The 25,290-nt window shown below is 61.8% G+C and carries 18 protein-coding genes and 1 pseudogene; 5 read left to right on the top strand and 14 right to left on the bottom strand.

The genetic code is table 11. The features are described from left to right. Position 1: 1 nt before the first annotated feature. From I6F21_RS06305 to I6F21_RS06280, 6 genes are all read right to left on the bottom strand, one after another. A complete protein-coding gene (locus I6F21_RS06305) occupies positions 2-1,567 on the bottom strand; it encodes a hypothetical protein (RefSeq protein ID WP_225182923.1) in 1,566 nt (521 codons plus the stop codon). A gap of 58 nt (positions 1,568-1,625) precedes the next feature. Beyond that, positions 1,626-2,945, bottom strand: a complete 1,320-nt coding sequence (locus I6F21_RS06300; protein ID WP_225182922.1) for a polysaccharide biosynthesis C-terminal domain-containing protein — start codon at positions 2,943-2,945, stop codon at positions 1,626-1,628. 61 nt (positions 2,946-3,006) lie between these two features. Beyond that, positions 3,007-4,395 carry an alpha-2,8-polysialyltransferase family protein gene (locus tag I6F21_RS06295; RefSeq protein WP_225182921.1) on the bottom strand — a complete coding sequence of 463 codons (1,389 nt, stop codon included), beginning with the start codon at positions 4,393-4,395 and terminating at the stop codon, positions 3,007-3,009. Then, positions 4,395-5,627: a LegC family aminotransferase gene (locus I6F21_RS06290; RefSeq protein ID WP_225182920.1), complete on the bottom strand. Its 1,233-nt coding sequence runs from the start codon at positions 5,625-5,627 to the stop codon at positions 4,395-4,397. Before I6F21_RS06290 ends, I6F21_RS06295 begins: the two co-directional genes overlap by 1 nt. Before the next feature lie 5 nt (positions 5,628-5,632). Then, on the bottom strand, positions 5,633-6,631 hold the full coding sequence (locus I6F21_RS06285; RefSeq protein WP_225182919.1) for an NAD-dependent 4,6-dehydratase LegB: 999 nt from the start codon (positions 6,629-6,631) through the stop codon (positions 5,633-5,635). A 1,059-nt stretch (positions 6,632-7,690) separates the two neighbouring features. Further along, on the bottom strand, positions 7,691-10,615 hold the full coding sequence (locus tag I6F21_RS06280) for a M10 family metallopeptidase C-terminal domain-containing protein (RefSeq protein ID WP_225182918.1): 2,925 nt from the start codon (positions 10,613-10,615) through the stop codon (positions 7,691-7,693). A 286-nt stretch (positions 10,616-10,901) separates the two neighbouring features. Here I6F21_RS06280 and I6F21_RS06275 point away from each other — a divergent pair, with 286 nt between their 5' ends. From I6F21_RS06275 to I6F21_RS06265, 3 genes are all read left to right on the top strand, one after another. Beyond that, positions 10,902-11,114 carry a hypothetical protein gene (locus I6F21_RS06275; protein WP_346277132.1) on the top strand — a complete coding sequence of 71 codons (213 nt, stop codon included), beginning with the start codon at positions 10,902-10,904 and terminating at the stop codon, positions 11,112-11,114. Between the two features lie 1,306 nt (positions 11,115-12,420). Next, positions 12,421-13,614: a CoA transferase gene (locus tag I6F21_RS06270; RefSeq protein WP_225182917.1), complete on the top strand. Its 1,194-nt coding sequence runs from the start codon at positions 12,421-12,423 to the stop codon at positions 13,612-13,614. Positions 13,615-13,688: 74 nt separating this feature from the next. Beyond that, the gene (locus I6F21_RS06265; protein ID WP_249787459.1) at positions 13,689-14,975 is read left to right on the top strand and encodes an O-antigen ligase family protein; all 1,287 of its coding nucleotides are present in this window, start codon (positions 13,689-13,691) and stop codon (positions 14,973-14,975) included. Here I6F21_RS06265 and I6F21_RS06260 read toward each other — a convergent pair. The 5 genes and pseudogenes from I6F21_RS06260 to I6F21_RS06240 all read right to left on the bottom strand — a co-directional run. Further along, positions 14,975-15,197: pseudogene (locus I6F21_RS06260) on the bottom strand (tripartite tricarboxylate transporter permease); the annotation flags it as partial. The gene I6F21_RS06265 and the pseudogene I6F21_RS06260 overlap by 1 nt on opposite strands. 65 nt (positions 15,198-15,262) lie before the next feature. Continuing rightward, entirely contained in the window at positions 15,263-16,135 is an 873-nt protein-coding gene (locus I6F21_RS06255; protein ID WP_225182916.1) for an outer membrane beta-barrel protein, read from the bottom strand. Between the two features lie 156 nt (positions 16,136-16,291). Then, the gene (locus I6F21_RS06250; RefSeq protein WP_225182915.1) at positions 16,292-17,812 is read right to left on the bottom strand and encodes a tripartite tricarboxylate transporter permease; all 1,521 of its coding nucleotides are present in this window, start codon (positions 17,810-17,812) and stop codon (positions 16,292-16,294) included. 16 nt (positions 17,813-17,828) lie between these two features. Beyond that, a complete protein-coding gene (locus tag I6F21_RS06245) occupies positions 17,829-18,371 on the bottom strand; it encodes a tripartite tricarboxylate transporter TctB family protein (protein ID WP_109143038.1) in 543 nt (180 codons plus the stop codon). Between the two features lie 211 nt (positions 18,372-18,582). Beyond that, positions 18,583-19,557, bottom strand: coding sequence for a tripartite tricarboxylate transporter substrate-binding protein (locus I6F21_RS06240; RefSeq protein ID WP_192893135.1), 975 nt, complete (start codon positions 19,555-19,557; stop codon positions 18,583-18,585). 279 nt (positions 19,558-19,836) lie between these two features. On the opposite strand from I6F21_RS06240, the gene I6F21_RS06235 reads away from it, so the two are divergent. Both I6F21_RS06235 and I6F21_RS06230 read left to right on the top strand, forming a co-directional pair. Further along, on the top strand, positions 19,837-20,190 hold the full coding sequence (locus tag I6F21_RS06235) for a hypothetical protein (RefSeq protein ID WP_109143036.1): 354 nt from the start codon (positions 19,837-19,839) through the stop codon (positions 20,188-20,190). 266 nt (positions 20,191-20,456) lie between these two features. Then, on the top strand, positions 20,457-20,918 hold the full coding sequence (locus I6F21_RS06230) for a hypothetical protein (RefSeq protein ID WP_225130432.1): 462 nt from the start codon (positions 20,457-20,459) through the stop codon (positions 20,916-20,918). An 870-nt stretch (positions 20,919-21,788) separates the two neighbouring features. Here the strand turns inward: I6F21_RS06230 and I6F21_RS06225 are convergent. The 3 genes from I6F21_RS06225 to I6F21_RS06215 all read right to left on the bottom strand — a co-directional run bounded on the left by I6F21_RS06225 (position 21,789) and on the right by I6F21_RS06215 (position 25,191). After that, entirely contained in the window at positions 21,789-22,586 is a 798-nt protein-coding gene (locus I6F21_RS06225) for an enoyl-CoA hydratase/isomerase family protein (RefSeq protein ID WP_225182914.1), read from the bottom strand. A 55-nt stretch (positions 22,587-22,641) separates the two neighbouring features. After that, positions 22,642-23,841 carry an aminotransferase class V-fold PLP-dependent enzyme gene (locus I6F21_RS06220; protein WP_225130428.1) on the bottom strand — a complete coding sequence of 400 codons (1,200 nt, stop codon included), beginning with the start codon at positions 23,839-23,841 and terminating at the stop codon, positions 22,642-22,644. A 147-nt stretch (positions 23,842-23,988) separates the two neighbouring features. Continuing rightward, complete coding sequence (locus tag I6F21_RS06215) at positions 23,989-25,191, bottom strand: alanine--glyoxylate aminotransferase family protein (protein WP_225142940.1); 1,203 nt, start codon at positions 25,189-25,191, stop codon at positions 23,989-23,991. Positions 25,192-25,290 lie beyond the last annotated feature (99 nt).

Genomic DNA, 25,290 nt, shown 5'->3' with positions numbered 1-25,290 from the left:
ATTAGGTCGCGAGGGTGTTGACCCCGAGCTTGCCGGCGTCCTGCGGCGCCCGCGCGCGCAGATTGGCCAGATCAAGCACCAGCCCGGTCGCCAGCATCGACGCCAACACCAGCGCCGAATTTGCCATGCCGAGAGGTCCCTGAACCGGGCTGAGAAGGACGCTGGCGAGCACGAACACGAGCAGCAGCAGCGGCGTCATCAGGCCGGAATGCCGGCTTCCGGCCGCGCTCCAGCCGGCCAGGCCGCCCCAGATCGCGACGTAGACGATGGCGCCGACGAGGCCGAAATCGATGAAGGCCGCGGCCCAGGCGCTCGGGAAGAAGCCATAGATCAGCGCCTCCCGCTGCTCCGTCTCCATGACCGCCACTTGATCGCTGCCCGGGAAAAATATCCGCAACAACGGCGATAGCACACCGATCTCGTACACGCCCCATTGCGGCGTGAACTTGTCGCGGGCGTTCCAGACGTGATCAACCGTCCGCACACCATGGGTCAGATAGAAATAGGTGCTGAGGCCGATCATCGCGCTGCGCGGCGAAAGGTAGCCGGAGTCGATCGCCGAGATGACATAGCCACGGGGTTGGACGTCCCAGGCCTCCAGCACCGCATCAAGAGCGGTAGCTATCGAATTCGACTTCTGGGGCAGCCGCGGCGCGGCCTGTGCTTCGGCGAGCCGTTTGTCAAGCTCGGCCGGAGTGATCATCTCGGTCGCCTTTGGCCGGCGGGTTTGATTCGCTCGGGCCCGGTTCTCGGCCCGAGACGTCAGACGTTCGTTCTTCGCCTCCTGCAATTCGGCGATCAGAGGCGACATTTGGATGCAGAAATTCTGTCTGCTGGTCCAGATCGCGCTGGAATAGACCGCAAACAGGCCCACCGCGATGGCGGTCTTTAGCACGAGATAGTGGCCACGCGGCACGAGGGTTCGCCCCTGCGTGACGCGCACCAGCATCGCCATCGCAACCAGGACGAGAACGAACAGGATCGGCATCCGCCCCGAATAGAGCAGCGCATAGCCGACCGGCGAGACGATGGACAGTTGTGCCAGCGCAGCCGCCCATCCCCTGATTTCTTCGGCTTTCAGCAGAAACAGCACGATCGAGACGAATCCGAAGGAGAACATCGCGTAGCCGCCATAGAGCAGCGGCGTTCGCCGTATCATCACAGAATCAACCAACTGAGGCGCGCAACGCAGCAACTCGGAATAGGCACTATTGTTCACCCCACTCAGCACCGTACGATCGAAGGCCACCAGCGCGATTCCCGCGATCCCGAGCAACGACGCGGCCATAACCACCCTATCCAGCACCCGTGCGGAAAAGTGTGACGATTTTGCCCATTGCTCGGACCAGCGATCAAAGGACAGCTTACCCACGTGATAAGAGAGCAGAAAGATTGCGAGCGCGATCACAACCGCCGAGAGCACAACGGCAGACGGTTGCCCTGGATAAATGATCGGCCCGCCGGCAACCAAGAGAAGAGTAGTGGCCCAGATCACCACCATGAGAATCGCGGGGGACCCCAGGCCGCTGAGCAACGGATTGAGCAGCTGTTGCGTGTTGCCGTTCAAGGAATGCCCTCGGATTACAATTCAGAATTGCTCTGACGTTGAGATACCGACTTAGCCTTCACGGGTAGAGCATATCCGGGTCGCTGGGAAGGCCGACAGGCTGAGTTCCGCCAGGTTCCCTTAGGCTTTCCCGGATCCTGTGGCTCGCGAAGCCCACCAGGGACAGGAACAGCGCGGCGCTGGCAATCCCGCCTGCGAGGGCCGCCCCGTAGATGCCGAACCCAGGGACCAGCGCCACGTTCAATACCGTCGCCACCGTGGCAGAACCGAGATTGCAGATCAGGAGATATTTGTCCGACCGGGCCGCGTAGAGCGCGTAGGACGGCACATCCGCCAGCATGCGCAGGAACACGCCCGGCAGCATGGCATAGAACACGCCGATGCTCGCCGCATAGGTGGACAGCCCCAGCAGCGCCAGCATGGGCGCCATGGCAAAGGCGGACAGGATCATCGTCGCGCAGACCAGCGCCAGCATCGACCAGAAGAAGGAGCGCAGCGCCGTGCGATAGGCATCCAGACCCGCGCCATAGCCCGCGATGACTTTTGGTAGGAACTGATGCGATACCGAGCTGCCCAGCGACAACAGACCGATCAGGATCGTCGAATAGAACGTATAGATGCCGAGCGCGTCACGCCCGACGAACGCGTCAATGACGAAGCGGTCAACATAGGAAATCACCAATGCTCCCGCCGCCGTCAGCATGAACGGACGCGCGGTCCAAAGTCCCTCGCGGATGTTCTTGAGATCCGGCCGGTATCCCCTCAGTTCGCGCCAGGGCAGCTCGGAGAGCGAGAACGCGGAAAAGACGATCGATGCCACGCCGCCGAGCGCCCACCAGACCAGCACGGTCTCCAGCGTCCGCGTCGACGGCGCCGCGAACATCAGCAGCGCGATCGCGTACACCCAGATTCCGCCGCGCAGGAACACGCCGATGTAGGCGCGCACTGGCCGCCAGGTGATGATCAGGATCCGCGTCGCTTCCAACGAGACATGCTCGGTGACGAGGATCAGGATAAACCACGGCGCAAGACGCGCCGGAAAGGAACCGGCGGCGATCGCACCGACCACGATGATGCCGACAGCCACCAGCGCCGCCGTGCCAAGCACCATCTGGTCCGCAATGATGCGCGCGCGCCGCTCGGGCGTCGCCGGCACCAATTCGCGCAAGGTATAGGAATAGAACTCCAGACCGACCGCGAGCAGCGCGAAAGCCAGCGCCGCGGTCAACAGGCCGTATTGTCCCATCTCGGCCGGTGATAGCATGCGCGCCAGAAGGAGCGACAGTAGGAACCGGCTCGCAAGCGTCAGCGCACGCAGCACCAGCGCCGCGACCGTACCGGCGACCGCCGGGCGCGTCACGAGGTCAAGCAGACGCATCGCGCTCTTCCATCTCCGCCCGCCGTCGACATCGGTTGCAGGCGCGCTCTCCACTGTAACGTTAGGCCGCGGTTCTGCAGGACTTCAGGAATTTCGGCAGGTGCGCGTTCAGCGAACGCACCAGCGGCTCGACCGCGGCGCGCACGGCCTCGTTCTCGGGATCGAACTTGCGCCAGCCGAAATAGTCGCCCTCGACGCTGATCGACGCCAGGTGCCGCATGATTGCGCGGCGGGTCGTATCGAGACTATCGGGGGATTGCCAACGCGCCAGCCGCTCGGCGAGGCCGTCGAGCTCATCGGTGTCGCGAACGTGCAGGAAGTGCTGCTGGGTCGCGTAGTACGGCTCGGTCGCGACCGAGCACAGCCCGGCCAGCGCCGCCTGGAAACCAATGGTGCCCGTGAACGTCACCGACACCGCGCACTTCCCGATCAACAGATTCGCCGGCACGTCATAGGGCACCAGCACCACGGACGGCAGCTTCGCCAGACGTTCGAACAGCTCGCGCTGGCGAAAACCGAACTGCAGCGGATGATCCTTGACGAAGATGCGGTAGCCGGCGCGGCCGAGCACCTCGCAATAGCGCACCACCACGTCGTCATGCGCGAGCATGCCTTGCGGCCCGAGCCAATAGTCCATCGAGGCCTCGGGGAAGAGCTGAAGCCCGAGGAAAACCCGCCGCTCCCGCGGCACGTCAGCAAGCCGCTTGTCCCACTCGTGATCCAGCAGGCCGAGCACGGCCACGTCGCGCATGCGCACCTTGTGCTTAAGCCGCTTCAGCGCGTCGAGATAATGGCAGTTGTAACGGTCGCGCTTGAGGAACCGCCAGACGTTGAAGAAGGCGCCACGTAGCGCGTAGTAGCCAAAAATCCGCCAGAATTTTGCCAGCGAGAATCGCTTGGCATCGCAGACATAGGCCGGCGCAAAATCTTCCCTGCAGAGCTGGCCGACCGCCGCGTCGATATCCTCCGTTGAGGGCTCGCGCAGCCAGACCGGCTTTCCGCGGCGCATGAGCATCACCTGGTCCGGAATGATCGAGGTCGTCATCTCCAGGAAGTCGATGCCGCGCCGCCGTGCAACGCGCTCCATCACGTCCATGACATAGCGGTCGATAGTGAAGGTCATGACGAGGGCGGGGCCAAGCTTGTCAAAGGCCTGCTCGATCGCCTGCGTCATGCCACCGATCATTTTGAGCGCGAGATCGCGATCGACGCTCCTGAGCACGCGGCAGCGCAGGATGATGTCGGCGCATCCGTCCGCGCCGAACCGGTCGAGCGCCGCGGCCGCGGCATCGTCCCGGTCGGCGAAGCGATAAAAATCGTCGACCAGCGAATAGTCGCCGTCGTCTCGCAGGTCACTGAGCACGACCGCGTCGGCGAACTCCATGCGCGAGGCCAGGTATTTCCACCAGGCCGTCGTGCTGTGAATGGTGAAGAAGACGATCCGGGGCATCAGCTCTGGTTCGCGCCTTCTTGGGTGGCTCCGGCCAGGAAGGGACTGCTCGGCAGGTTGATGCAGCGCGTGTTCATGTCCTCGGCGACGGGAAGCGCTGCACGCGGGCAGGCGCGGTACATCGGCAAGAGATGCATCGGCGTCCACAGCGGGCGGGCGCGAATGCCGTGGCCATGCAGGGCTTCGAGCAGACGGTCGCGTTCCGAAGCGTATTCGCGGTCGAGCACCAGCGTGTTGAGCCAATAATTGCTCTCAGAACCCTTCGGCTCGCGATAGATGCGCGCGCAGGGGAAATCGCTGAACGCATCGAGATAGCGCTCGGCGAGCACGCGCTTGGCTGCGACCATTTTGGCCAGCCGCTCCATCTGCGCGCAGCCCAGTGCCGCGTTTATGTTGGGAAGGCGGTAGTTGTAGGCGACCGCGTCGTGCTCGAATGCCCAGGCATGCGCCTTCTTGGCCGTCGAGGTAAAATGCCGTGCGTGGCTGGCATGCGCATCGTCGTCGGTCACGATCATGCCGCCGCCGCCTGTGGTGACGATCTTGTTGCCGTTGAAGCTCAGGACCGCGGAATGGCCGAAGGTGCCGCAGCCCTTCCCGTTCAGGGTCGAGCCGAGCGACTCGGTCGCATCCTCCACGATCACGAGACCGTAGCGGGCGGCGACTGCGCCGAGCGCGGCCATGTCGACGGGATGCCCGAAGATGTGCACGGGAACGACGGCGCGGAGGCGGCGGCCGGTGTGTTTGTTCACCCAGGCGCCGTTCCGCCGCACGGCGATGGCGTCGAGATGCGCCTCGAGCGCGCGCGGGTCGAGCCCAAGCGTATCCCAGGTCGAATCGACGAAATGCGGCACGGCGCCGGCATGGCTCACTGCGTTGGCGGTCGCGACGAAGGTGATCGAGGGCAACAGCACCTCGTCGTTGGGCTCGACACCTTCGAGCACCAATGCCGCGTGCAGGGCGGCGGTGCCGTTGACGATCGCAACCGCGTGGCGCGAGCCGGTTGCGGCCGCCACCATCTCTTCGAAGAGGGTGACGTATTTGCCGGCCGACGACACCCAGTTGGTGTCGAGGCAGTCGAGCACCAGCTCGCGCTCACGATTCCCGAAACGCGGTTCGTGCAGCTCGACCGGACGCTGCGCCGTCCCGAGCACGGCATCGACCGCGTCGAGTAGCGGCTTGAAGTCAAGCACGGCGGGACGGTTCTGGCTCGCTTCCGCGGAGGACATGCTCATCTTGCTCACAACGTATAGGCATTGACGCGATAGCGGGCCAAGTTCTCCTCTTTGGTGAACCAGGCGATGGTTTGTTCGAGCCCCTTGCGCAGGCCGTCCACGCCGCCGAAGCGCGGCGACCAGCCGAGCAGCTTTTGCGCCTTGGCGTTGGACGCCCAGAGACGCTCGACCTCGCTGCGCTCGGGGCGCACGCGAACGTCGTCATGCTCGATCTCGATTTCCGCTTCCATCAGCCCGGCGATCAGCCGCGCGGTGTCGCCGATCGAGATCTCGAAGGCGCTGCCGATGTTGATGACCTCGCCGACGCCAGCCTTGGAATCGAGCGCCACCAGGAAGCCGCCGACGGTATCTGCGACGTAGTTGAAGTCGCGCGTCGGATGGATGCTGCCGAGCTTGATCTTGCGCGCGCCGGCCGCGATCTGGGTGATGATGGTAGGGATCACCGCGCGGGCCGATTGCCGCGGGCCGTAGGTGTTGAACGGACGTACCACCGTCACCGGCGTGCCGAACGAGCGCTCGAACGACAGCGCGAGCTGATCGGCGCCGATCTTGGTCGCGGAATAAGGCGACTGGCCCTGCAGCGGGTGCTCCTCGGTGATCGGAACGAATTGCGCGGTGCCGTAGACCTCGCTAGTCGAGGTGTGGATCACCTTCTCGACGCCGAGATCGCGCGCCGCCTGCAGCACGTTGAGCGTGCCGCGGATGTTGGCTTCGACATAGGTGTCGGGCGAGTGATAGGAGTAGGGAATCGCGATCAACGCGGCGAGATGCAGGACGGCGTCGCACCCCTTCATCGCGGTGCGCACGCCGTTGGGGTCGCACACATTGCCGGCGAAGACGTCGAATTCCTTGCGGATGTCGGGCGGCGAGGAATCGAGCCAGCCGTGCGAGCCCATGCTGTTGTAGTGCACGAAGGCGCGCACCGCGACATTGCGCCGGACCAGCTCTTCCGCAAGGTGCGATCCGATGAAGCCGCCCGCCCCCGTCAAAAGTACTTTTCGCAAAGTTTCAGTTCCCCTCTCGTCGGGCCACCCGACCTGGCGATCCCGGCTTGTGACGGCTGCTTCTAACCACTCCGGCCGCTTGAGGCCAGTTCGAATGAGCCGCCGTCCCCCTAACGGATCCGGAACTGTCGCGGGGAAATACAACTGGGCGCCAGCTAGAAGCCATTGAAAAACTTAATGAATATCACGAAAACCCGCCCGGCCGCCCCGCCACGCAAATTGGCGCCCGAGCACAATGTCATCCTGGATCGGGGTCCGGGCAAGATCGGAAGCGACTGGATGCTGTTTGATGCCCGTTCTCGTTGAGGCATTGGCCGAAGGTGTTGCGAATCGGGCAGAACGGGGGCTACGTCAGGCTAGGGGTAAATATCCAAGCTCCATGGCGAAGTACTCGATGAGCTCTCAAATCGGTTACCGACCTAGTGCGACGCGTTGATCAAGGGCCGCATTCCTATCGTCTCTCAATTTCAGGAACTGCGTCCTAAATTCGTTTATCTGTTCTTGTGACAACTGGCTCGCGCGTTCTGTGTAGGCCAGCAGTGGCGTTGACAGAGCCCCAACGACAACGAGTCCCAGAAGTAGTTCGCGCAATGCACCTGGCATGTGGTTCCATATTTCCACGAGACGGGCAGTCAAAGGCAGTCCCTAATTCGACCTAAAGAGTTAATAATCGATAAACGTTAACGATCGATGAAACAAGAAGACTACTGCTGTAAGGCTAGAAGACTTTGCTCGACCGCATTGGTTGAAGGGCCCCTATGAGGCACCAGCTATTTTATCAGCAACTTCCTGCCGATAGTGAATGAGATCAAGGAAATTTCTGGGATCACGAATTGACGCGCTGTCGGTACGATATTCGATGAAGCTAGCTGGAGCGCGCCCCGCAATAATGCTTTCATTTGCCGTTATACTGGCGCGTCGCGCGGTGGCCGCAGGGCGATCGCGGGTTTGATAAGAGCGTGTAAAAAAACGGCGGCACGATTAGAATGACCGGGCTTCAGGCGGCAATTTGCCGATCTAACTATTCGTCATTCTATGAGTAGAACGACATCGAAGACTTCAAATAAGATGGAAGTGGTCCATCGGATCGACAAACCGAGGCGCAGGACCGGTATCGGCATGTTCGATTATCTCTACCGATTTCAGGACAGACTCCTCAATACTCTTTACGAACGCATCCTGCACCGCGTGAAACAACGACGTGAAATCCCCAGACGCGGGCTCGACCCTGCTGATCATACCTCCTCCTTCCCGGAGCACTGCTCGAAAAGCGAAATTGTCGCCGACCGCTCCTTGACCGGTAGTGGCTGCGGCGATCGTCCCGTCTCCATTCAGATCCTGATGGAGAACGGATTCATACGATTGCAGCGTCGGACTCGTGCCTGAGACAACGGAGGTAAGGCTGGAGACGTAATTTCCGTTGCTATCGGTACTCCACACCACGTACTGGTCGGCGCTGCCGTTTTTCCAAACGACGTCGTAGCCAGATCCTGTCTGCTCCGCACCGATCGGTACATAAGACCCACACTGTCCAACCGTGATCGCCGCGCCGCCAGACTTGAGTGAGGGGCCGGCGCCACCCGTGTAGAGGTAATAATTGGACCCAATCTGCGAAAGCGTGGTGGAGCCCGCCGACTCGATCGCGGTGGTGGCGGGCGCTGCACCAACGGTCCCGTCCCCATTCAGATCCTGATGGAGAACGGCTTCATACGATTGTAGTGTCGCACTCGTGCCTGAAACAACGGAGGTAAGGCTGGAGACGTAATTTCCGTTGCTATCGGTACTCCACACCACGTACTGGTCGGCGCTGCCGTTTTTCCAAACGACGTCGTAGCCAGATCCTGTCTGCTCCGCACCGATCGGTACATAAGACCCACACTGTCCAACCGTGATCGCCGCGCCGCCAGACTTGAGTGAGGGGCCGGCGCCACCCGTGTAGAGGTAATAATTGGACCCAATCTGCGAAAGCGTGGTGGAGCCCGCCGACTCGATCGCGGTGGTGGCGGGCGCTGCACCAACGGTCCCGTCCCCATTCAGATCCTGATGGAGAACGGCTTCATACGATTGTAGTGTCGCACTCGTGCCTGAAACAACGGAGGTAAGGCTGGAGACGTAATTTCCGTTGCTATCGGTACCCCACACCACGTACTGGTCGGCGCTGCCGTTCTTCCAAACGACGTCGTAGCCGGCGCCCGTCTGCTCCGCACCGATCGGCGCATAAGACCCGCACTGTCCGACCGTGATCGCCACACCGCCAGACTTGAGCGAGAGGCCGATGCCGCCCGTATAGAGGTAATAGTTGGATCCAACCTGCGAAAGCGTGGTGGAGCCTGCCGACTCGATCGCGGTGGTGGTTGCCGTTACACCAACGGTCCCGTCGCCATTCAGATCCTGATGGAGAACGGCTTCATACGATTGTAGTGTCGTACTCGTGCCCGAAACGACGGAAGTAAGGCTGGAGACGTAATTCCCATTGCTATCGGTACTCCACACCACGTACTGGTCGGCGCTGCCGTTTTTCCAAACGACGTCGTAGCCAGATCCTGTCTGCTCCGCACCGATCGGTACATAAGGCCCGCACTGTCCAACCGCGATCGCAGCACCTCCAGATTTGAGAGTTGGGCCAGTGCCAGTCGAAATAGAGTCCAGATAGTAATAACCTCCCCATTGCACGAGTTCGACGGAGCCAAAAGATTCGATCGCGACCGGCGGGCTAGCAAGCGTAGTGCTCGATACCGTGCCATCAACGAACCGGAAATTTTCAACGCCCGACACTGTATCGGTGCCGTCAGGCGTGCCGGAACGCAGGTCGACCAGCGTGAAAAACTGCGTGGTCGAGTTGTAGCTGATTCCGTAATTCGCCTTGTTGCCGGAGTACACCGCGGTATCGGTGCCGGAGCCACCGACGATGGTGTCGTTGCCGCCGCCGCCCGTGATGGTGTCGCCGCCGCCGGCGCCGTTGAGGGCGTTCGCGATGGCGTTGCCGACGATCGTGTCGTTGCCGGACCCGCCGGTGGCATTTTCGATGTAGGAGCGCGCGTCGCCGTTATAAAGATAGGCGTTGTAGACGTTGCCCGATGCGTAGTGGCCGTCGCCGAGATAGGCCAGTTGCACGGAGGAAAACACCGACGAAGCACCGGGATTGAGGTTGATGCTCAGGTTCGTCGTGTAGTTCGACAGGTCGTAGGTATCGACGCCCCCGCCGTCCCAGATCGTCTCGTAGATGCGGTTGGCCGAGCCGCCCGCGCCGCCGCCGGGTGCGAGCTGACCGGCGCCGTTGATGAAGAGCTGCCCCGTGGTCGGATTCCAGGTGTAGACGGTGCTGCTGCTCTGCGTCGTGTAATCCGCGCCGTACATAGTCTGAAGCGCGAGGATATCGTTCGCCATGTAGGTCTGCGAATATCCGTAGGCTTCGTTGGTATAGCCGCCCGTGGTCGAAGCGCCGGCATAGCTTCGATAGCTCATGACGGTGTATTCGCTGTTGTCATGCGCGCTCGGCACCGGGACGTTGCCGGGGCCGCCGGCCTCCTGGCTGTGCTTGAGGCCGATCGCGTGTCCGAGCTCGTGCAGCGCAGTGGTGAAGTAGTAATTGCCGAGCTTGGCCAGCGAGAAATTGTATTGAGTCCCGAACCAGATGTCGCCGCCGGGCGCATAATTGCCGGGATAGTAGGCGTAGGCAGTCGGATTGGCGGCCGGCGACTGCGCAATCATGAGGTCGGCGCCGTTCGTGCCCGCATATTGGATGTCGGCGTTGGTGTAGGCGAGGATCAATCCGATGGCGTAATTGATCGCCGTCTGGATCTGCGTAGGTGCCGAGCCAAAGCCCGACGTGGTCGGCTCGCTGCTGCCGCCGTAATAGGGATTGGAATAATCGCTCGGCGCGTCAGGAAAGCTGTAGGTTATGGTGCCCGACCATTTGACTCCCGACAGCAGGCCGTCGATCTCGGCGTTGTTAGTGGCACTGACGTTAACGGCGGTGGCCAATTGACTCTCCAAAGCAACGCGTCGTGTGATTCGCCGCGGGGGCACATGATTCTAGCTAGAGAGTTAAACGTTTGGTTTAAATGGGGCAGCGGCGTTTGCGCGGCTCCCAAAACGCTGTGTTAGCCATTAAGTCCCGTATTCATACGGAACGCGAGCATAGAGTTTGGTTCCGGAACACCGTGATTTGCAGGGTTTCATGAATCGACGCACACTCCAGGCCGGCCTGCTTGGTGCCTTAGTTGCGCTTGCTGGACCGTCCGATCAACCTCTCGGAGGACTGCCTGTGATGGTGGAGAGGGCCAAAGCAGACGACACCAGCAAGGCAGGGCGCGCGCCCTCCATGCCGATGGCGCGAGATCCTGCCGCTGCGGTGGCAGAGGAATATGAAGCTGCCCGCCGGAAGGGAACGCGGGAGGCCCTTGAGCTTTTCATTGCGCGCCATGGCGACGATCCGCTGGCCGAGCAGGCTCGTGCAGACTTGCAGCGCCTGTCGCGCTGATCTTTCGGGCCCGCGACAGCCATAGCATATCAGCAGGCGGCATCAGCGCCGGCCCGACTTGTCGCGTGATCTCTGGGTACTATGGTAGGCCCGCAGTCTGACCCGGAGCCTTTCACGATGCCCTTTCCGCATGCCTTGGAAGCCCTGTCGCGCTTCACCGTGTTCGATCTGACCCGTGTCCGCTCCGGGCCGACCTGCGTGCGGATATCTGGCCCATCCGGACCAAGCGACGGCCCCCGCCCGTTCCAAGAACAGCGACGCGCCCAACGCGGAGACGGAGAAACGCGTGGTGACGAAGTCGAGCGAGACCTGGGTCCGCGAGCTCAATGAGGCCGGCGCCCCCTACGGGGCGATCTATCGACCTAGCAGATGTTCGAGGACGCGCAGGTCAAGCATCTTGGTATCGCTGAGGAGGTGCCGAAGGATGAAGGCCGCATATCGGGAACCAGCCCCGTAGCTCTCGCGTAGGCCTGGCGGATGGTGGCGTGGCCGTCGGAATTCGGCGAGCAGCGGAAAAAGGTGCTTGAAGAGACTGGCTTTCGTCGAGGAGATTGCAAACCTCAAGTCATTTAAGACACTCTAGCTCTACGGCCGGGCGTGCGTGAATCACCCCGAAGATCTTCGCGCCGTGGTTGATCCCAACTAAGGAGGGAGTCCGGGTCAAATCAAGTAGCTCGTTGGGAGAACTGGCACAGCGCTGCGCAAAGTGTAATCAATCGCCATTTCTCGGTACGATCCAACATTGGTATGTGGTATCGTCTTCCGGACCCCCTTTCCACGAGCAACCGCTGTCCGTTCTGGAAGACGTGGCGCTGCCCTGATCGACAGACGCGGCCCCATTCACTGACTAACCGGGGCACCTAGCGCCGCTTGGTTTGGCGGACAACTTCAAGTACTCTCGTGGAATGAACTGGATCGGCCTCGTCGCTGCTTTTGCCCTGGCTACCCTCGTCTTCGGGATCGTATCCGATTTCCAGATGACGCCCTGCCGCGCTGGTTCGCTGTATGCGGTTGTAGGGGCCTGCTCGCCCGATCGGAAGGCTCCCGCAACCTAGACTTTTGCACAGCGATAGGTGCGACCAGACTAGACTGTTCTGGACAGGCCGCGGTCGTCCTGTTTCGGAGCAAGCGGATCGGCCCCTCGAAGTCAAGGGACCGGCCCACCTTAGCATTCCGTGATCGACAATCATCGACGCTGCCGTCGCGACGTCCTTCCGCGTGCAGAGCGAACCAACGCCCGGAGGGACTTTGCCGCTCCCCTGTCAGCCAATATGGTAGGTTAGCAATTCTCCCGGAGCCTTTCACGATGCCCTTCCCGCATGCCTCGGAAGCCCTGTCGCGCTTCACCGTGCTCGATCTGACCCGTGTTCGCTCCGGGCCGACCTGCGTGCGACAGCTCGCCGACTGGGGCGCCAACGTCGTCAAGATCGACGCGCTGACCGAGGATGCCGGCGGCGAGCAGCCGGGCGGGCCGCGGCGCGGTTCCGACTTTCAGAATTTGCACCGCAACAAGCGGGCAATGACACTGAACCTGAAGGACGAGCGCGGGCTCGCGGTGTTCAAGCGCCTCGCCGTCAAGGCCGACGTCGTGGTCGAGAATTTCCGGCCCGACGTGAAGAAGAAGCTCGGCATCGACTACGACAGCCTCGCCGCGATCAACCCGCGCATCGTCTATGGCAGCATCTCCGGCTTCGGCCAGGACGGCCCCTACCACAAGCGGCCGGGCTTCGATCAGATCGCGCAAGGCATGGGCGGGCTGATGTCGATCACCGGCGCGCCGGGCGAAGGCCCGATGCGGGTCGGCATCCCCGTCGCCGACCTCAGTGCCGGTCTGTTTTGCGCGATGGGCATCCTCACCGCCCTGCTCGAGCGCGAGGTCTCGGGCGAGGGCCAGTGGGTGCAGACCTCGCTGCTGCAGGCCCAGATCTTCATGCTCGACTTCCAGGCCGCGCGCTGGCTGATGGAGAAGGAGGTCGCCAAACAGGCCGGCAACAACCATCCGACCAGCATTCCGACCGGCGTGTTCAAGACCTCCGACGGCTACATCAACATTGCCACCACGGGCGGGCGGATCTGGGAGCGCTGCGCGCAAGCGATCGGCGCGCCCGAGCTCTACACTCATCCCGACTATGCGACGGCTCCCGCCCGCTCCAGGAATCGCGATGCGCTCAACGCCGAGATCGAGAAGCGCACCGCGACGAAGTCGACCGAGACGTGGGTCCGCGAACTCAACGAGGCCGGCGTGCCTTGCGGGCCGATCTACGCCATCGACCAGATGTTCGAGGACGCGCAGGTCAAGCATCTCGGCATTGCGCAGGACGTGCCGAACGATGAAGGCCGGCATATCCGCCTGGTCGGCCAGCCCGTGACGCTGTCGCGCACGCCGAGCAGGATGGTGGCGCGACCGCCGGAATTCGGCGAGCAGACCGACGAGGTGCTGAAAGAGTTCGGGTTCGGCGCGGACGAGATCGCAGGCTTGAGAGAAGCCCACATCGTCTGATTTGCTCGAGTGGTTGAGCTGTGAATATGACCCGCGGCCCGAAGCGCCCGGCCTATGTATGCCTTCGAGGGACTATGGAAACCCAGTTTAGTTCATCTACCGCAGACACGAAACAGTACATCTGGGCTAAACATTTACGGCGCTGTCTGACCCTCTCAAGCTCGATCGCCATGAGCGATCTACTCGCTGTGATCATGGTCGCATCGCTGCCATGGTCCACAACCATCACTTCTATCTTCAGCGCCCTTTTTGTTCTTAGTGTGTGTCCAAGGATACGGATCGAAGAACTTATCGACTTGGTACGCCGCTCCAGAAGCGGGTTTGCTGTGGGCCTGTTTGCGCTAGCGTTGCTAGGCACTTTGTGGGCGACCGACGTACCTTTGGCCGATCGGCTGCGGGGGGTAAATCCTACCCTAAAGTTCCTTATGATGCCTCTCTTACTATATCACTTCCGCAAGTCGTCGCGTACGGTATGGATACTATGGGCATTCCTCGGATCTTGTACTGCTCTCCTGGTTCTGTCTTGGGTCACAGTCCTCGTGCCAACTCTCACCCCGACTGCAAGTCTACAGCCTGGCGTTCCTGTAAAGAATTATATTGATCAAAGCCAATCGTTTGCTTTGTGCGCCGTTGTTTTGGCGTGGCCGATCCTTGAGTTGATCAGATCTCAAAGAGTCAGTCTGGCGATCCTTCTGCTGGCACTGTCGATCGCATTTCTTCTAAATCTATCTTTCGTTGTACTTGCCCGGACAGCTCTAGTGTATGTTCCTATAATGCTCTTCTTTTTTGCAGTTTTCTATCTACCACGCTCGATATTCTATGGAGCAATTGTCTGCTTTCTTTTCTTAGTTGGGTCCGCTTGGCTTGGCTCTTCTACACTTCGAGACAGGACGAACAGCATCCTGCTCGAATATTCAAAATACAGCGTAAGCAATGAGATAACGTCGGCCGGAATGCGGTTAGAGTTTTGGCGCAAGTCTCTCGCTTCTTTTCGAGAGGCTCCAGTTCTTGGACATGGCACAGGATCAGTGCAGATGGTGTTCGATCGCGCCGCTCAAGGCCAAACTGGACTTGCAGCACAATCCATCAGTAACCCGCACAATCAGACTCTTAGTGTCGCCGTACAATGGGGGCTTATCGGCTGTACAATGTTGTTCACAATGTGGCTTGGCCAGCTGGCCCTCTTTCGGGGGCCAGGATTTTATCCATGGCTTGGCTTCATCGTCATCGTACAAAACATAGTTAGCTCTTTGTTCAATTCGCATCTATTCGATTTTGTGCCAGGCTGGATATACGTTATTGGCGTTAGTCTCGCAGCAGGCATGATTTTGCAGCGAGCCGATAGGACCTTTCAGATCTGATAGGCGCCGATCGCGCAGGACACCACGATCATCGGCGCCACCGCCGCGAACGGCACGCGCAGGATCGAGGAAGATCTGCACCGTCGTCAGCGCCAGCACGAGAACGACGACACTGCCGAGATACATCGAAGCGATCAGGCCCCAGACGAAGTCCTCGTGCTCGACGAACAGCAGCGGCTCCGGATTGAGGCCCCATACATTGAGGCCGCCGAGCAGGATCGCCCCAGCCGAAAACGCTAAAGCCCGGCGCGAGGCCGGGCTTTGCTGCAGGTTGCCGCCTTATGATTTCAGTACTTCGCGACCACCGGGGCCGGGTTGAAAGCGTAGTTAAATCCAGCACGCAGCACGTGATCGTGGAAGCTGACATCCGCCTGGTTGGCTGTTCCCGCGAAGTAGGTCTTGCTGCCGAAATCCATGTAGAGATATTCGAGCTTGGCCGACCAATTGCGGGTGAACTTGCGTTCGACGCCGGCGCCCACCGTCCAGCCGACCCGGGTATCGGTGCTGCTCGTCCCCGCCCCGATCGGAAAGCTGAACGCGCCGAGCGGAGTCGTACCGCCGAGACCCGGTCCGAAGACTTGGATTCCAAGGGTGGTCGCGGACGAATATTTGAACTCGCCGACAGCGAGACCACCGGTCGCGTACCAGAGCGTCTGCGGATCCGACAGGACGCCGACGCGCCAGCGGAACGTCGCGAACCATTGCAGATCATAGGAGAGATTTGCGGTGAGCGTCGCAATGGAATTGAAATCGGTGCCGATTGGCAGGCCGATGATGTTCGAGCCGTAACGCGCGCTCGTGGTGGTCACCGTCCGCGACGACCGCTCGCCGGTCGCCTGAATGTCGCCCTCGAGGCCGACGACCCATTTCGGGTCGACCTGCCAGTTATAGCCCAGCTGTCCGCCGGCCAGCCAACCGTCGACATTCTGGCCGAACGAGCTGAATTGTGTGGCCGGGAATGGCAATGCGATCGGCGCCACAGTGGTCTCCGCCCTGCCCCAACTGTATCCGGCGTTCAATCCGGCGTAGAAGCCCGTCCAACTCCAGACCGGATCGACGACGGCCGCGGCCTTCACGTAGGGCTTCGAAGCCAGATCCGCGGCCAGTGCGCTGCTCGCGACCAGTGATGCCGCCAGAATTCCCATCACAACCTGCTTCATTGCAATGCCCCGTGAAAAGAAGAAAATCTACGGGAAGCATACGCAACAAGCCCGGCCCAGGCTGTCGCGCAACTGCAACATCTGGAAACAACCACAGGCGTCAGCGACCGGACGGTGACGACACGATCATGCTAAAGCAGTGATAGAATTCAACTTTTATCTGCGTCGCCCGTTTTGCCCCGCCGCCTTCCTGCCGATACGGCTGATCAGGCGGTCGATCACCGGCCAGAACAGCAGCAGAAGCGCCAAGGTCGTGATCGAGCCGACCAGGCCGTTCGACCAGAACACCTTCAACGTCCCGCCCGAGCCGATCATCGACAGGCGGAAGGCATCCTCGGCGCGGTTGCCGAGCACGAGCGCCAAGGTGAACGGGGCCAGCGGAATGCCGATCTTCTTGAAGACGTAGCCCACCACGCCGAAACCCAGCATCAGCCAGATGTCGAACATCGCGTTCTGGATGGCATAGGCGCCGATCGCGCAGGACACCACGATCATCGGCGCCACCGCCGCGAACGGCACGCGCAGGATCGAGGCGAAGATCGGCACCGTCGTCAGCACCAGCACGAGGCCGACGACGTTGCCGAGATACATCGAGGCTATCAGGCCCCAGACGAAGTCCTTGTGCTCGACGAACAGCAGCGGCCCCGGATTGAGGCCCCACACCATCAGGCCGCCGAGCAGGATCGCGGCCGTGCCCGAGCCGGGAATGCCGAGCGCCAGCATCGGCAGCAGCGCCGAGGTGCCGGAGGCATGTGCCGCCGTCTCCGGCGCGAACACGCCCTCGATGCGGCCCTTGCCGAAGCCCTCGGGCTCCTTGGCGAAACGTTTTGCCAGATTGTAGCCCATGAAGGAGGCCGCGATCGCACCGCCCGGGGTGATGCCGAGCCAGCAACCGATGAAAGAGGAGCGCAGCAGCGTCACCCAGTATTTCGGCAGATCCTTCCAGACGCCGAGCACGACGCGCAGCGAGATGCTAGCCGCATGCCCGCGCAGCGCAAGGCGCTCCTCCATCGTCAGCAGGATCTCGCTGATGCCGAACAGGCCGATGACGGCGACCAGGAAGTTGATGCCGCGCAAGAGCTCCGGCGAGCCGAAGGTCATGCGCAGACTGCCGGACACCGTATCCATGCCGATGCCGGCCAGCAGCAGGCCCAGCGACATCGAGATGACGGTCTTGTGCTTGGCTTCGCGCCCGAGGCCGACGAAGGAGCAGAAGGTGAGGAGATACACCGCAAAGAACTCGGGCGGGCCGAATTTCAGCGCAAAGGACGAGATCATCGGCGCGAGGAAGGTGATCAGGAGCACCGCGACCAGCGAGCCGATGAAGGAAGAGGTGAACGCCGCAGTCAGCGCCTCCGCCGCCCTGCCCTGCTGCGCCATCGGATAGCCGTCGAAAGTGGTCGCGACCGACCAGGCTTCGCCCGGGATGTTGAACAGGATCGAGGTGATGGCACCGCCGAACAACGCGCCCCAATAGATGCAGGACAGCATCACGATGGCCGAGGTCGGGTCCATCGTGAAGGTCAGCGGCAACAGGATCGCAACGCCGTTGGGGCCGCCGAGCCCGGGCAGCACGCCGACGAAGATGCCGAGCACCAGCCCGACCATCATGAGCACGAGCGTCTTCCACGTCAGCAGGACGGCAAAGCCGTGGAGCAGGAGACCGAGAGCTTCCATCGCGCGGGGGCTCCGCCTAGCGGCCGAGGGCCGCTTCGAGCGGTCCCTTCGGCATGATGACGTCGAAGGCGAGGTCGAAGGTGACGAACATGATGGCCGTGAACGCAAACGCGGTGAGCAGCGACTTCCACAGCGCGATCCGGCCGACGAGGCGCATGAAGCCCGCGATCAGGAGAAAGCTCGCGACATAGAGGCCAAGGAACTGCGTCGCCAGGCAGAACAGCAGCGTCGGCACGAACACCGCGAGCACGCGGCGGCCTTGCGCGCGCGTGACGAAGGTTGCGGGCGAGACGCGCCGCGCCAGCAGCGCGGCGATCAGACCGTAGAGGCTGCCGCCGGCGAGAATGACGCACAGATAGAACGGGAAATAGCCGGGCTCCGGCCCGGTCGCATCCCAGGACGCGCCGGTGCGCCAATTGTCGTAGCCGAGCGTGACCGCGAGCGCGAGCAGCAGCAGGCAGACGACGATCTCGATCGTGCCGGAAGAGACGACGGAGGGGGAATCGTCTTCGGGCGCGGTAGGATCCTCGACGACGATTTCGATATCGGTTTGGGACATGGGCTCAGATGCGAGGCTGGGGATTGTGCATCTCTTCCCGTGCTGACGGGGAGAGGCAGAGGCCGGATCCGCGGCCGTTCTCTAGAACGCCGAAGCGAAGCTCTGGCTATGGCAAAGCGCCGGGTGAGATGCTCTCTCCACGAGCTCAACTCGTCGAGAGAGCCCCTCACCCTGCCCTCTCCCCGTAAGAACAGGGCGAGAGGGAAGAGAGCTACTTCGCGACGAAGCCGGCTTCCGTCATCAGCTGCTTGTTCAGCGCATCGTCCTCTTCGAGGAACTGCACCATGTCCTTGCCGGAGAGGAAGATCGGCTTCAAGGCCTGCTTCTCCATGTAGTCCTTGTACTCCGCGGTCTGCGTCACCTTGTGGAACAGATCGACGTAGAACGCCTGCTGCTCCGGCGTGACCTTGCCGGGCAGGAACATCGCGCGCAGCATCAGATATTGCACGTCGACGCCCTCCTCCTTGCAGGTCGGGATGTCGGCCCAGGACTGGGTGTCGGTCACCTTGGTCGTGTAGGCAATGCGCTCCCTGTCGAACACGCAGAGCGGACGCACTTGGCCGGCGCGCCAGACCTCGAGATTTTCGGATGGGTTGTTGACGTTGGCTTCGGTGTGGTTGCCGACCAGCTGGGTCGCGGCCTCGCCGCCGGATTTGTAGGGCAGATAGGAGAATTTCGCGCCGGTCTTCTGCTCCAGGAACACGGTGAGCACGTGGTCCTCGCGCTTGGAGCCGGTGCCGCCCATCTTGAACGGCGCGCTCGCAGCCTTGGCGGCCGCGACGAAGTCCTTCAACGTCTTGGGGCCCGCGCTGTTGTCCCACAGCACGAACTGGTCGAGCGCCACCACGGAGACCGGCGTCAGCTCGCGCCAGTTGAACGGGATCTTCGCCGACAGCGGCAGCATGTAGATCAGCGAATAGGCGATCAGCACCTTGTTGGGATCGCCCTCGCTGGACTTCATGTACATCAGCGCTTCCGCGCCGGAGGCGCCGCCCTTGAGCGAGACCACCATCGGCTGCTTCATCAGATTGTTCTTCTGGATCGCGGCCTGCATCATCCGGGCCATCTGGTCGGAGGCGCCACCCGCGCCCGCCGCCACTACGATCTCCACCGGTTTCGTCGGCTCCCAGCCCGCAACAGCCGGCGCGCCACAAAGCGCGGTTGCAAGCGCGATTGCGGCCTTCATTCCATGTCCCACGTGCGTCTTCCCTATCTTCTTGTTTACATTGGAAATTCAGCGATGAACTCGGCCCATTGTGCTGGCGAATCCGGCCGAGTTCAAGCCATCCCGCATCATCCCGGCTATGACTTTGGAATAAGACAAGTCACGCGCTATACGAGCTGCAAGGGAGCTGGTCCTATCGGAGGCGAAGGTAGATTAATGATCTTCTTGGGCCTAAAGATCTTGGGCCCTCAGCCGTTCGGCCTTTCTGAGTTTGCGAAATGTACTTGAAGTGCTGAAGTGATGCCGCGCCTCCTCTACATCAATGAGAAATTTGGCCATGACGCAACGATCATCCTGGACAGCGGGGACGCCTGTTGGGTCTCTGTTGGCAGCAGGGGCGTCTTGGTACGCTCTCACAAGCACAGCTTCTGGGGTGGATTGTTGGGAAGCCTGCTTGGTCTGAAGCTCTATCAGGAGCGGGATGTCTACCGCGCACTCAGTGTGGCTCAAGCTCTCGCCGCGACGTTTCGGCCGGTTCCACAAATTCAATGCAGAGACGTGATCCTCAAGGCATTCTGCACAGCGGTCTGGCACAGCTCTTCACCCGCACGTGTTAAGGACGTTTTGAATGACCCGGGTCTGCTCGAAGGGTAACATTACTAGCCGCAAGCACGGCTCCTAACAGGCATTCTGTTTCGTCTGTGCTTGCAATTTCGTTTTCCAACTATATTCCTGAAAATATGAGTACCAGTAGAAAACTGAGTTTGAACCACGGCCACGAGCGGAAGAGAACGCGGTGGAAAGTGAAGTGGGGAGTTCCCGCCCGAGCCGCTGGCGGCACAGCCAGAGCAGCCGCGCTATCCGGTGACGAGCGACGCGAAATTGCGCGGAAGGCCGCCAAGGCCCGTTGGGCGAGACACTTGCCGCGGGCGACGCATGAAGGCGTCATCCGGTTTGGAGGCATCGAGATTGAGGTTGCCGTTCTCGATGACGGACAGCGCCTAGTGACTCAGAGTGGCTTCATGGTGGGCCTAGGTCGCATTCGCCCCCCCAAGGGACGTCAGTATTACAGGAGCGGCGCCAATCTCCCTGCTTTTTTGACAGTGCAGAACCTAAAGCCCTTTATCGGCGAAGAGTTGGTTATGATGGCTAACCAGATCGAATTTCGTACCAAGCAGGGCTTTAAGGCATTCGGGTACGCGGCGAACTTCCTGCCGGAGGTCTGCGATGTCTTTGCGCGCGCCCAACGAGCCGGAGTCCTAAAGGCCGTTCAGCGCAACGTTGCTCACCGCGCCGGAATTATCGCCGAGCGGCTTCAACGCTCATGCACTATGCGCCTCATAGATGAAGCTACCGGTTACCAAGAAAGTCGCGAGACGTAGACGGGCCGGGATGGTTGTCGGGCGCGAGGAATGAATCTCCGCCACATATTCCGGCTCTACAGCATCAATCTAGGACGAGGATTTGCCTGGTCAAAGACATTGCTTGATCCTGTTGGAGAACCGCTCAACTCGATTGCGAGCACAACAAACGACCAAAGCAGATCGGTTCATAAGCGAAAACCGTTTGCGCTGGTCCTGATGGGACGCCAGCCATGCTGCATTGCGGCGGTGATTTAGAGCGCATGCACCATGGCATGCAATTGGCTTGCGGTTCTCAGGTCACTCGTTGACGGATGTCGCCCAGCATCTTCGGCAATCGTTCGAGGAGTTGTACGCATGTGCTTCCTTCAAGGTGTCCTGGTGTTCCTGCTAGCCAGCATTGGTACAACCGTGTTCGCCAAGGGCGTGCCGCAGGATCCAAAACCTAGACCGCAATGCGTTGTGAAGGCCTCCGAACTACCGCCGGAAACACCAGAGGTCATGTGTCCAACTCGCAGCTCACCGGGCGGCTTTTGCGTCTGTCCCAGATTCACTAAGGACGGTGACGCAGACGGATATTTTGTTGGGACAGCAAGATAGGCAACCGCACCCCCTAAGCGGCGACGGTCTTCATTGGTGCTTGGAGGGCCCGAGGTGAAGATGCACTGCAAGCGGCTGTCTTAGCTGGAGGCCGTTCAGCCAGGCCACTACGCACCTCGAATGCGCTGGCCGCGCCTCGCCACGATCTCCAGTGACCCACAACCGGTATATTCACGCCTGCGCAACGTGCAGGCACGGGCATTGTTGAGATCGTGCTTGCCGGCGGCTGTCGGGGGGCGCTTTGGGTGGGACTGGATACGGAGGCGCTGCAGCGGGTATTGAAGATGCGCGCTACTTGCCCTTCCAGACCGGCGTCCGCTTGTTGAGGAAGGCATCCATGCCCTCGCGGAAATCCTCGCTCATATAGGCTTTCAGGATCAGGTCCTCGCCTTCCTCGCGCGAGAGCGTGCGGCGGATGCGGCGCACCGCTTCCTTGGTCGCTTCCAGCGTCAGCGGCGCGTGGCTGGCGACGAGCTTTGCAGTCTCGTCGGCACGGCGCTGCAGCGTCTCGACGTCAGGCACGACCTCGTTGAGCAGGCCGAGCGCCAGCGCCTCCGGCGCCTCGACCAGGCGCGCCTTGAAGATCATGTCCTTGGTGCGGGCGGGACCGACCAGCGCGACGACGCGGCTGATGTTGGACATCGACAGGCAGTTGCCGAGCGTGCGCGCAATCGGAAAGCCCATCCGCGTCGTCTCGGTGCCGATGCGAAGATCGCAGCAGGCCGCGATCCCCGCGCCGCCGCCGGTGCAGGCGCCGGCGATCGCCGCGATCACCGGCACGCGGCACTGCTCGAGCGTGCCGAGCACGCGATCGATGCGCGCCTCGTAGTCGAGCGCATCCTGCGCGGTCTTGAAGGCACGGAATTGCGAGATGTCCGTGCCGGAGGCGAACGCCTTGTCGCCCGCGCCGGTCAGGATCAGCGCCTTGATCGAACGGTCGACGTTGATCTCCTGGCATATCTCCGCCATGCGGTCATACATGGCGAAGGTCATGGCGTTGCGCGCCTGCGGGCGGTTGAAGGTGATCCGCGCGATGCCGTCCGTGACGGAGTAGAGCAGGTCTTCGTTGGCAGTCGTCGGTGCGTTCATCGCGCGCTCACTTTCTTCACTACAGTTCAGTCAGGCCGCCCCGGCAACCTGAGCCTTAGGCGACTTGAGCCTTGGTCATCGGCACCACGTCGCGTCCCTTCAGCACATCCATCGCCGCGAGCACGCCGCCGCTCCGGTGCGGGATCTTTGCGAGGTCGAGGCCCATCTCGACGCCTGCAAGCGTGCCCATCAGCATCAGATCGTTGAAGTGGCCGATATGACCGATGCGGAACACCTTGCCCTTGACCTTGTTCAGGCCGGTGCCGAGCGACATGTCGAAGTTTTCCAGCACGACCTTGCGGAAGGCGTCGGCATCAAAGCCCTCGGGCACGCGAACGCCGGTCAGCGCCGGAGAATGAGCGGCCGGGTCGGCACATTGCGTCTCCAGGCCCCAGACCTTGACCGCAGCCCGCGTCGCGGCGCTGTGGCGCTTGTGGCGGGTCCAGACGTTCTCCAGCCCCTCCTCCTCCAGCATCTTCACCGCCTCGCGCAGGCCGTAGAGCAGGTTCGTTGCGGGCGTGTAGGGGAAGGTGCCGAGCTTGTTGAAGCTGATGACCTCCTGCCAGTCCCAGTATGAGCGCATGCCGGGGTTGGCCTTGGCGGCCGCGAGCGCTTTCTCCGAGACCGCGTTGAAGCCGAGGCCCGGCGGCAGCATCAGGCCCTTCTGCGAGCCGGCGACCGAAACGTCGATGCCCCAGGCGTCGTGCTCATATTCCATCGAGCCGAGGCCGGAGATGGTGTCGACCATCAGCAGCGCCGGATGTTTGGTGCGGTCGAGGATCTTGCGCACCTCCAGCGGCGGCGTCACGCAGCCGGTCGAGGTCTCGTTGTGCACGACGCAGACCGCCTTGATGGCGTGCTGCTTGTCGGCGGCAAGACGCTTCTCGATCTCGGCAAGATCGGCGCCATGGCGCCAGTCGCTCGGGATGAAGTCGACATCGAGCTTGAACTTGTCGGCGATGCCGCGCCACAGCACGGCGAACTGGCCGGTCTCGCACATCAAGACCTTGTCGCCGGGCGCGAACACGTTGACCATCGCCGCTTCCCAGGCGCCGGTACCGGACGAGGGGAAGATGATCACGGGCTGCTTGGTGCGGAATACGCGCTGCATTGCGGCAAGCACGGCAAAACCGAGCTCGGCGAACTCCGGACCGCGATGGTCCAAAGTCGGCATATCCATCGCCCGCAGCACCCGATCGGGCACGTTGGTCGGTCCTGGAATCTGTAGGAAATGCCTTCCAGTATGCACGGTCATCGGCGTCCTTCCCGGTCTTGCCTTGGTTTGGTGGGCGCCGAATAGCACCATTTGACCGGCTTGTCCTCTCCTCCAAAGGGCCCCTCGGGCATAGCGGGCCGGCCTGCCCTCGGCCGCTCCGTCGCGACCGTCTTCGCGGGCCGACCTTTACGTGCCGACGATCTTCAGATGCGGCGCGGCATTGCCCTGAGGGCGCTGCTCCAGCAGCTTCATCGCGACGTCCACGCCGCCGGCGCGGTGCGGCACGCCGGCCACCGACAGGCCCATCTCGATGCCGGTGAGCGCGCCGAGCAGCGTCAGCGCGTTGCATTCGCCGAGATGGCCAATGCGGAAGACCTTTCCGGCGACCTTCGACAGGCCCGAGCCGAGCGACATGTTGTAATTGTCGAGCACGACTTTCCGGAACTGATCGGCATCATGGCCCGGAGGCATCAGCACGGCCGTGAGCACCGGCGAGAACTCCGAAGGCTCCTGGCACAGCACTTCGAGACCCCAATGGTTGACCGCGGCCCGCGTCGCTGCCGCCAAGCGCTGATGCCGCGCAAAAACATTGTCGAGCCCCTCCTCGAGCAGCATCGCGATCGCCTCGCGCAGGCCGTAGAGCAGATTGGTCGCGGGCGTATAGGGGAAGAAACCCTTGGCGTTGGGCTTGAGCATCTCCTCCCAGTCGAAATAGGAGCGCGGCATCTTGTTGGTCCTGGACGCAGCCAGCGCCTTGTCCGAGATCGCGTTGAAGCCGAGACCGGGCGGCAGCATGAAACCCTTCTGCGAGCAGCTGACGCTGACATCGACCTTCCACGCGTCGTGACGATAGTCGACCGAGCCGAGCGAGGAGATGGTGTCGACCATCAAGAGTGCCGGATGCGAGGCGCGGTCGATCGCGGCGCGGATCTCGGCGATGCGGCTGGTCGCGCCGGTCGAGGTCTCGTTGTGCACGACCATCACCGCCTTGATGGTGCGCGCGGCGTCTTCGGAGAGCCTGGCCTCAATCACCGTGGGATCGGCGCCGCGGCGCCAGTCGCCCGGGACGAAATCGACCTCGATGCCGAAGCGCCCCGCCATCTGCCGCCACATCGTGGCGAAGTGGCCGGTTTCGACCATCAGCACCTTGTCGCCCGGCGACAGCGTGTTGACGATCGCGGCTTCCCAGGCGCCGGTCCCCGACGAGGGGAAGATTACGACCGGCCCCCTGGTCTGGAAGATCTGCTGGCTGCCTTCGAGCACGGTGCGGCCGAGCTCGCCGAATTCGGCGCTGCGGTGGTCGATGACAGGCATGTCCATCGCGCGCAGGACGCGCTCGGGGACCGGGCTCGGGCCCGGAATCTGTAGGAAATGGCGTCCCTGAGGCATGCAAAGCTCCCTTTCGGCGGGTTATGGCCGGCTCTGCCGGCTATTTTGCATTCATTTTTTGTCCCTTCAATCGAAATCTGGTATTCGATTGCGAGCGTC

The sequence above is a fragment of the Bradyrhizobium sp. NBAIM03 genome, assembly GCF_020194055.1.
Classification (GTDB): domain Bacteria; phylum Pseudomonadota; class Alphaproteobacteria; order Rhizobiales; family Xanthobacteraceae; genus Bradyrhizobium; species Bradyrhizobium yuanmingense.
Note: the sequence above shows the minus strand (reverse complement) of the source record. Positions and strands in the feature narration are given on the sequence as shown.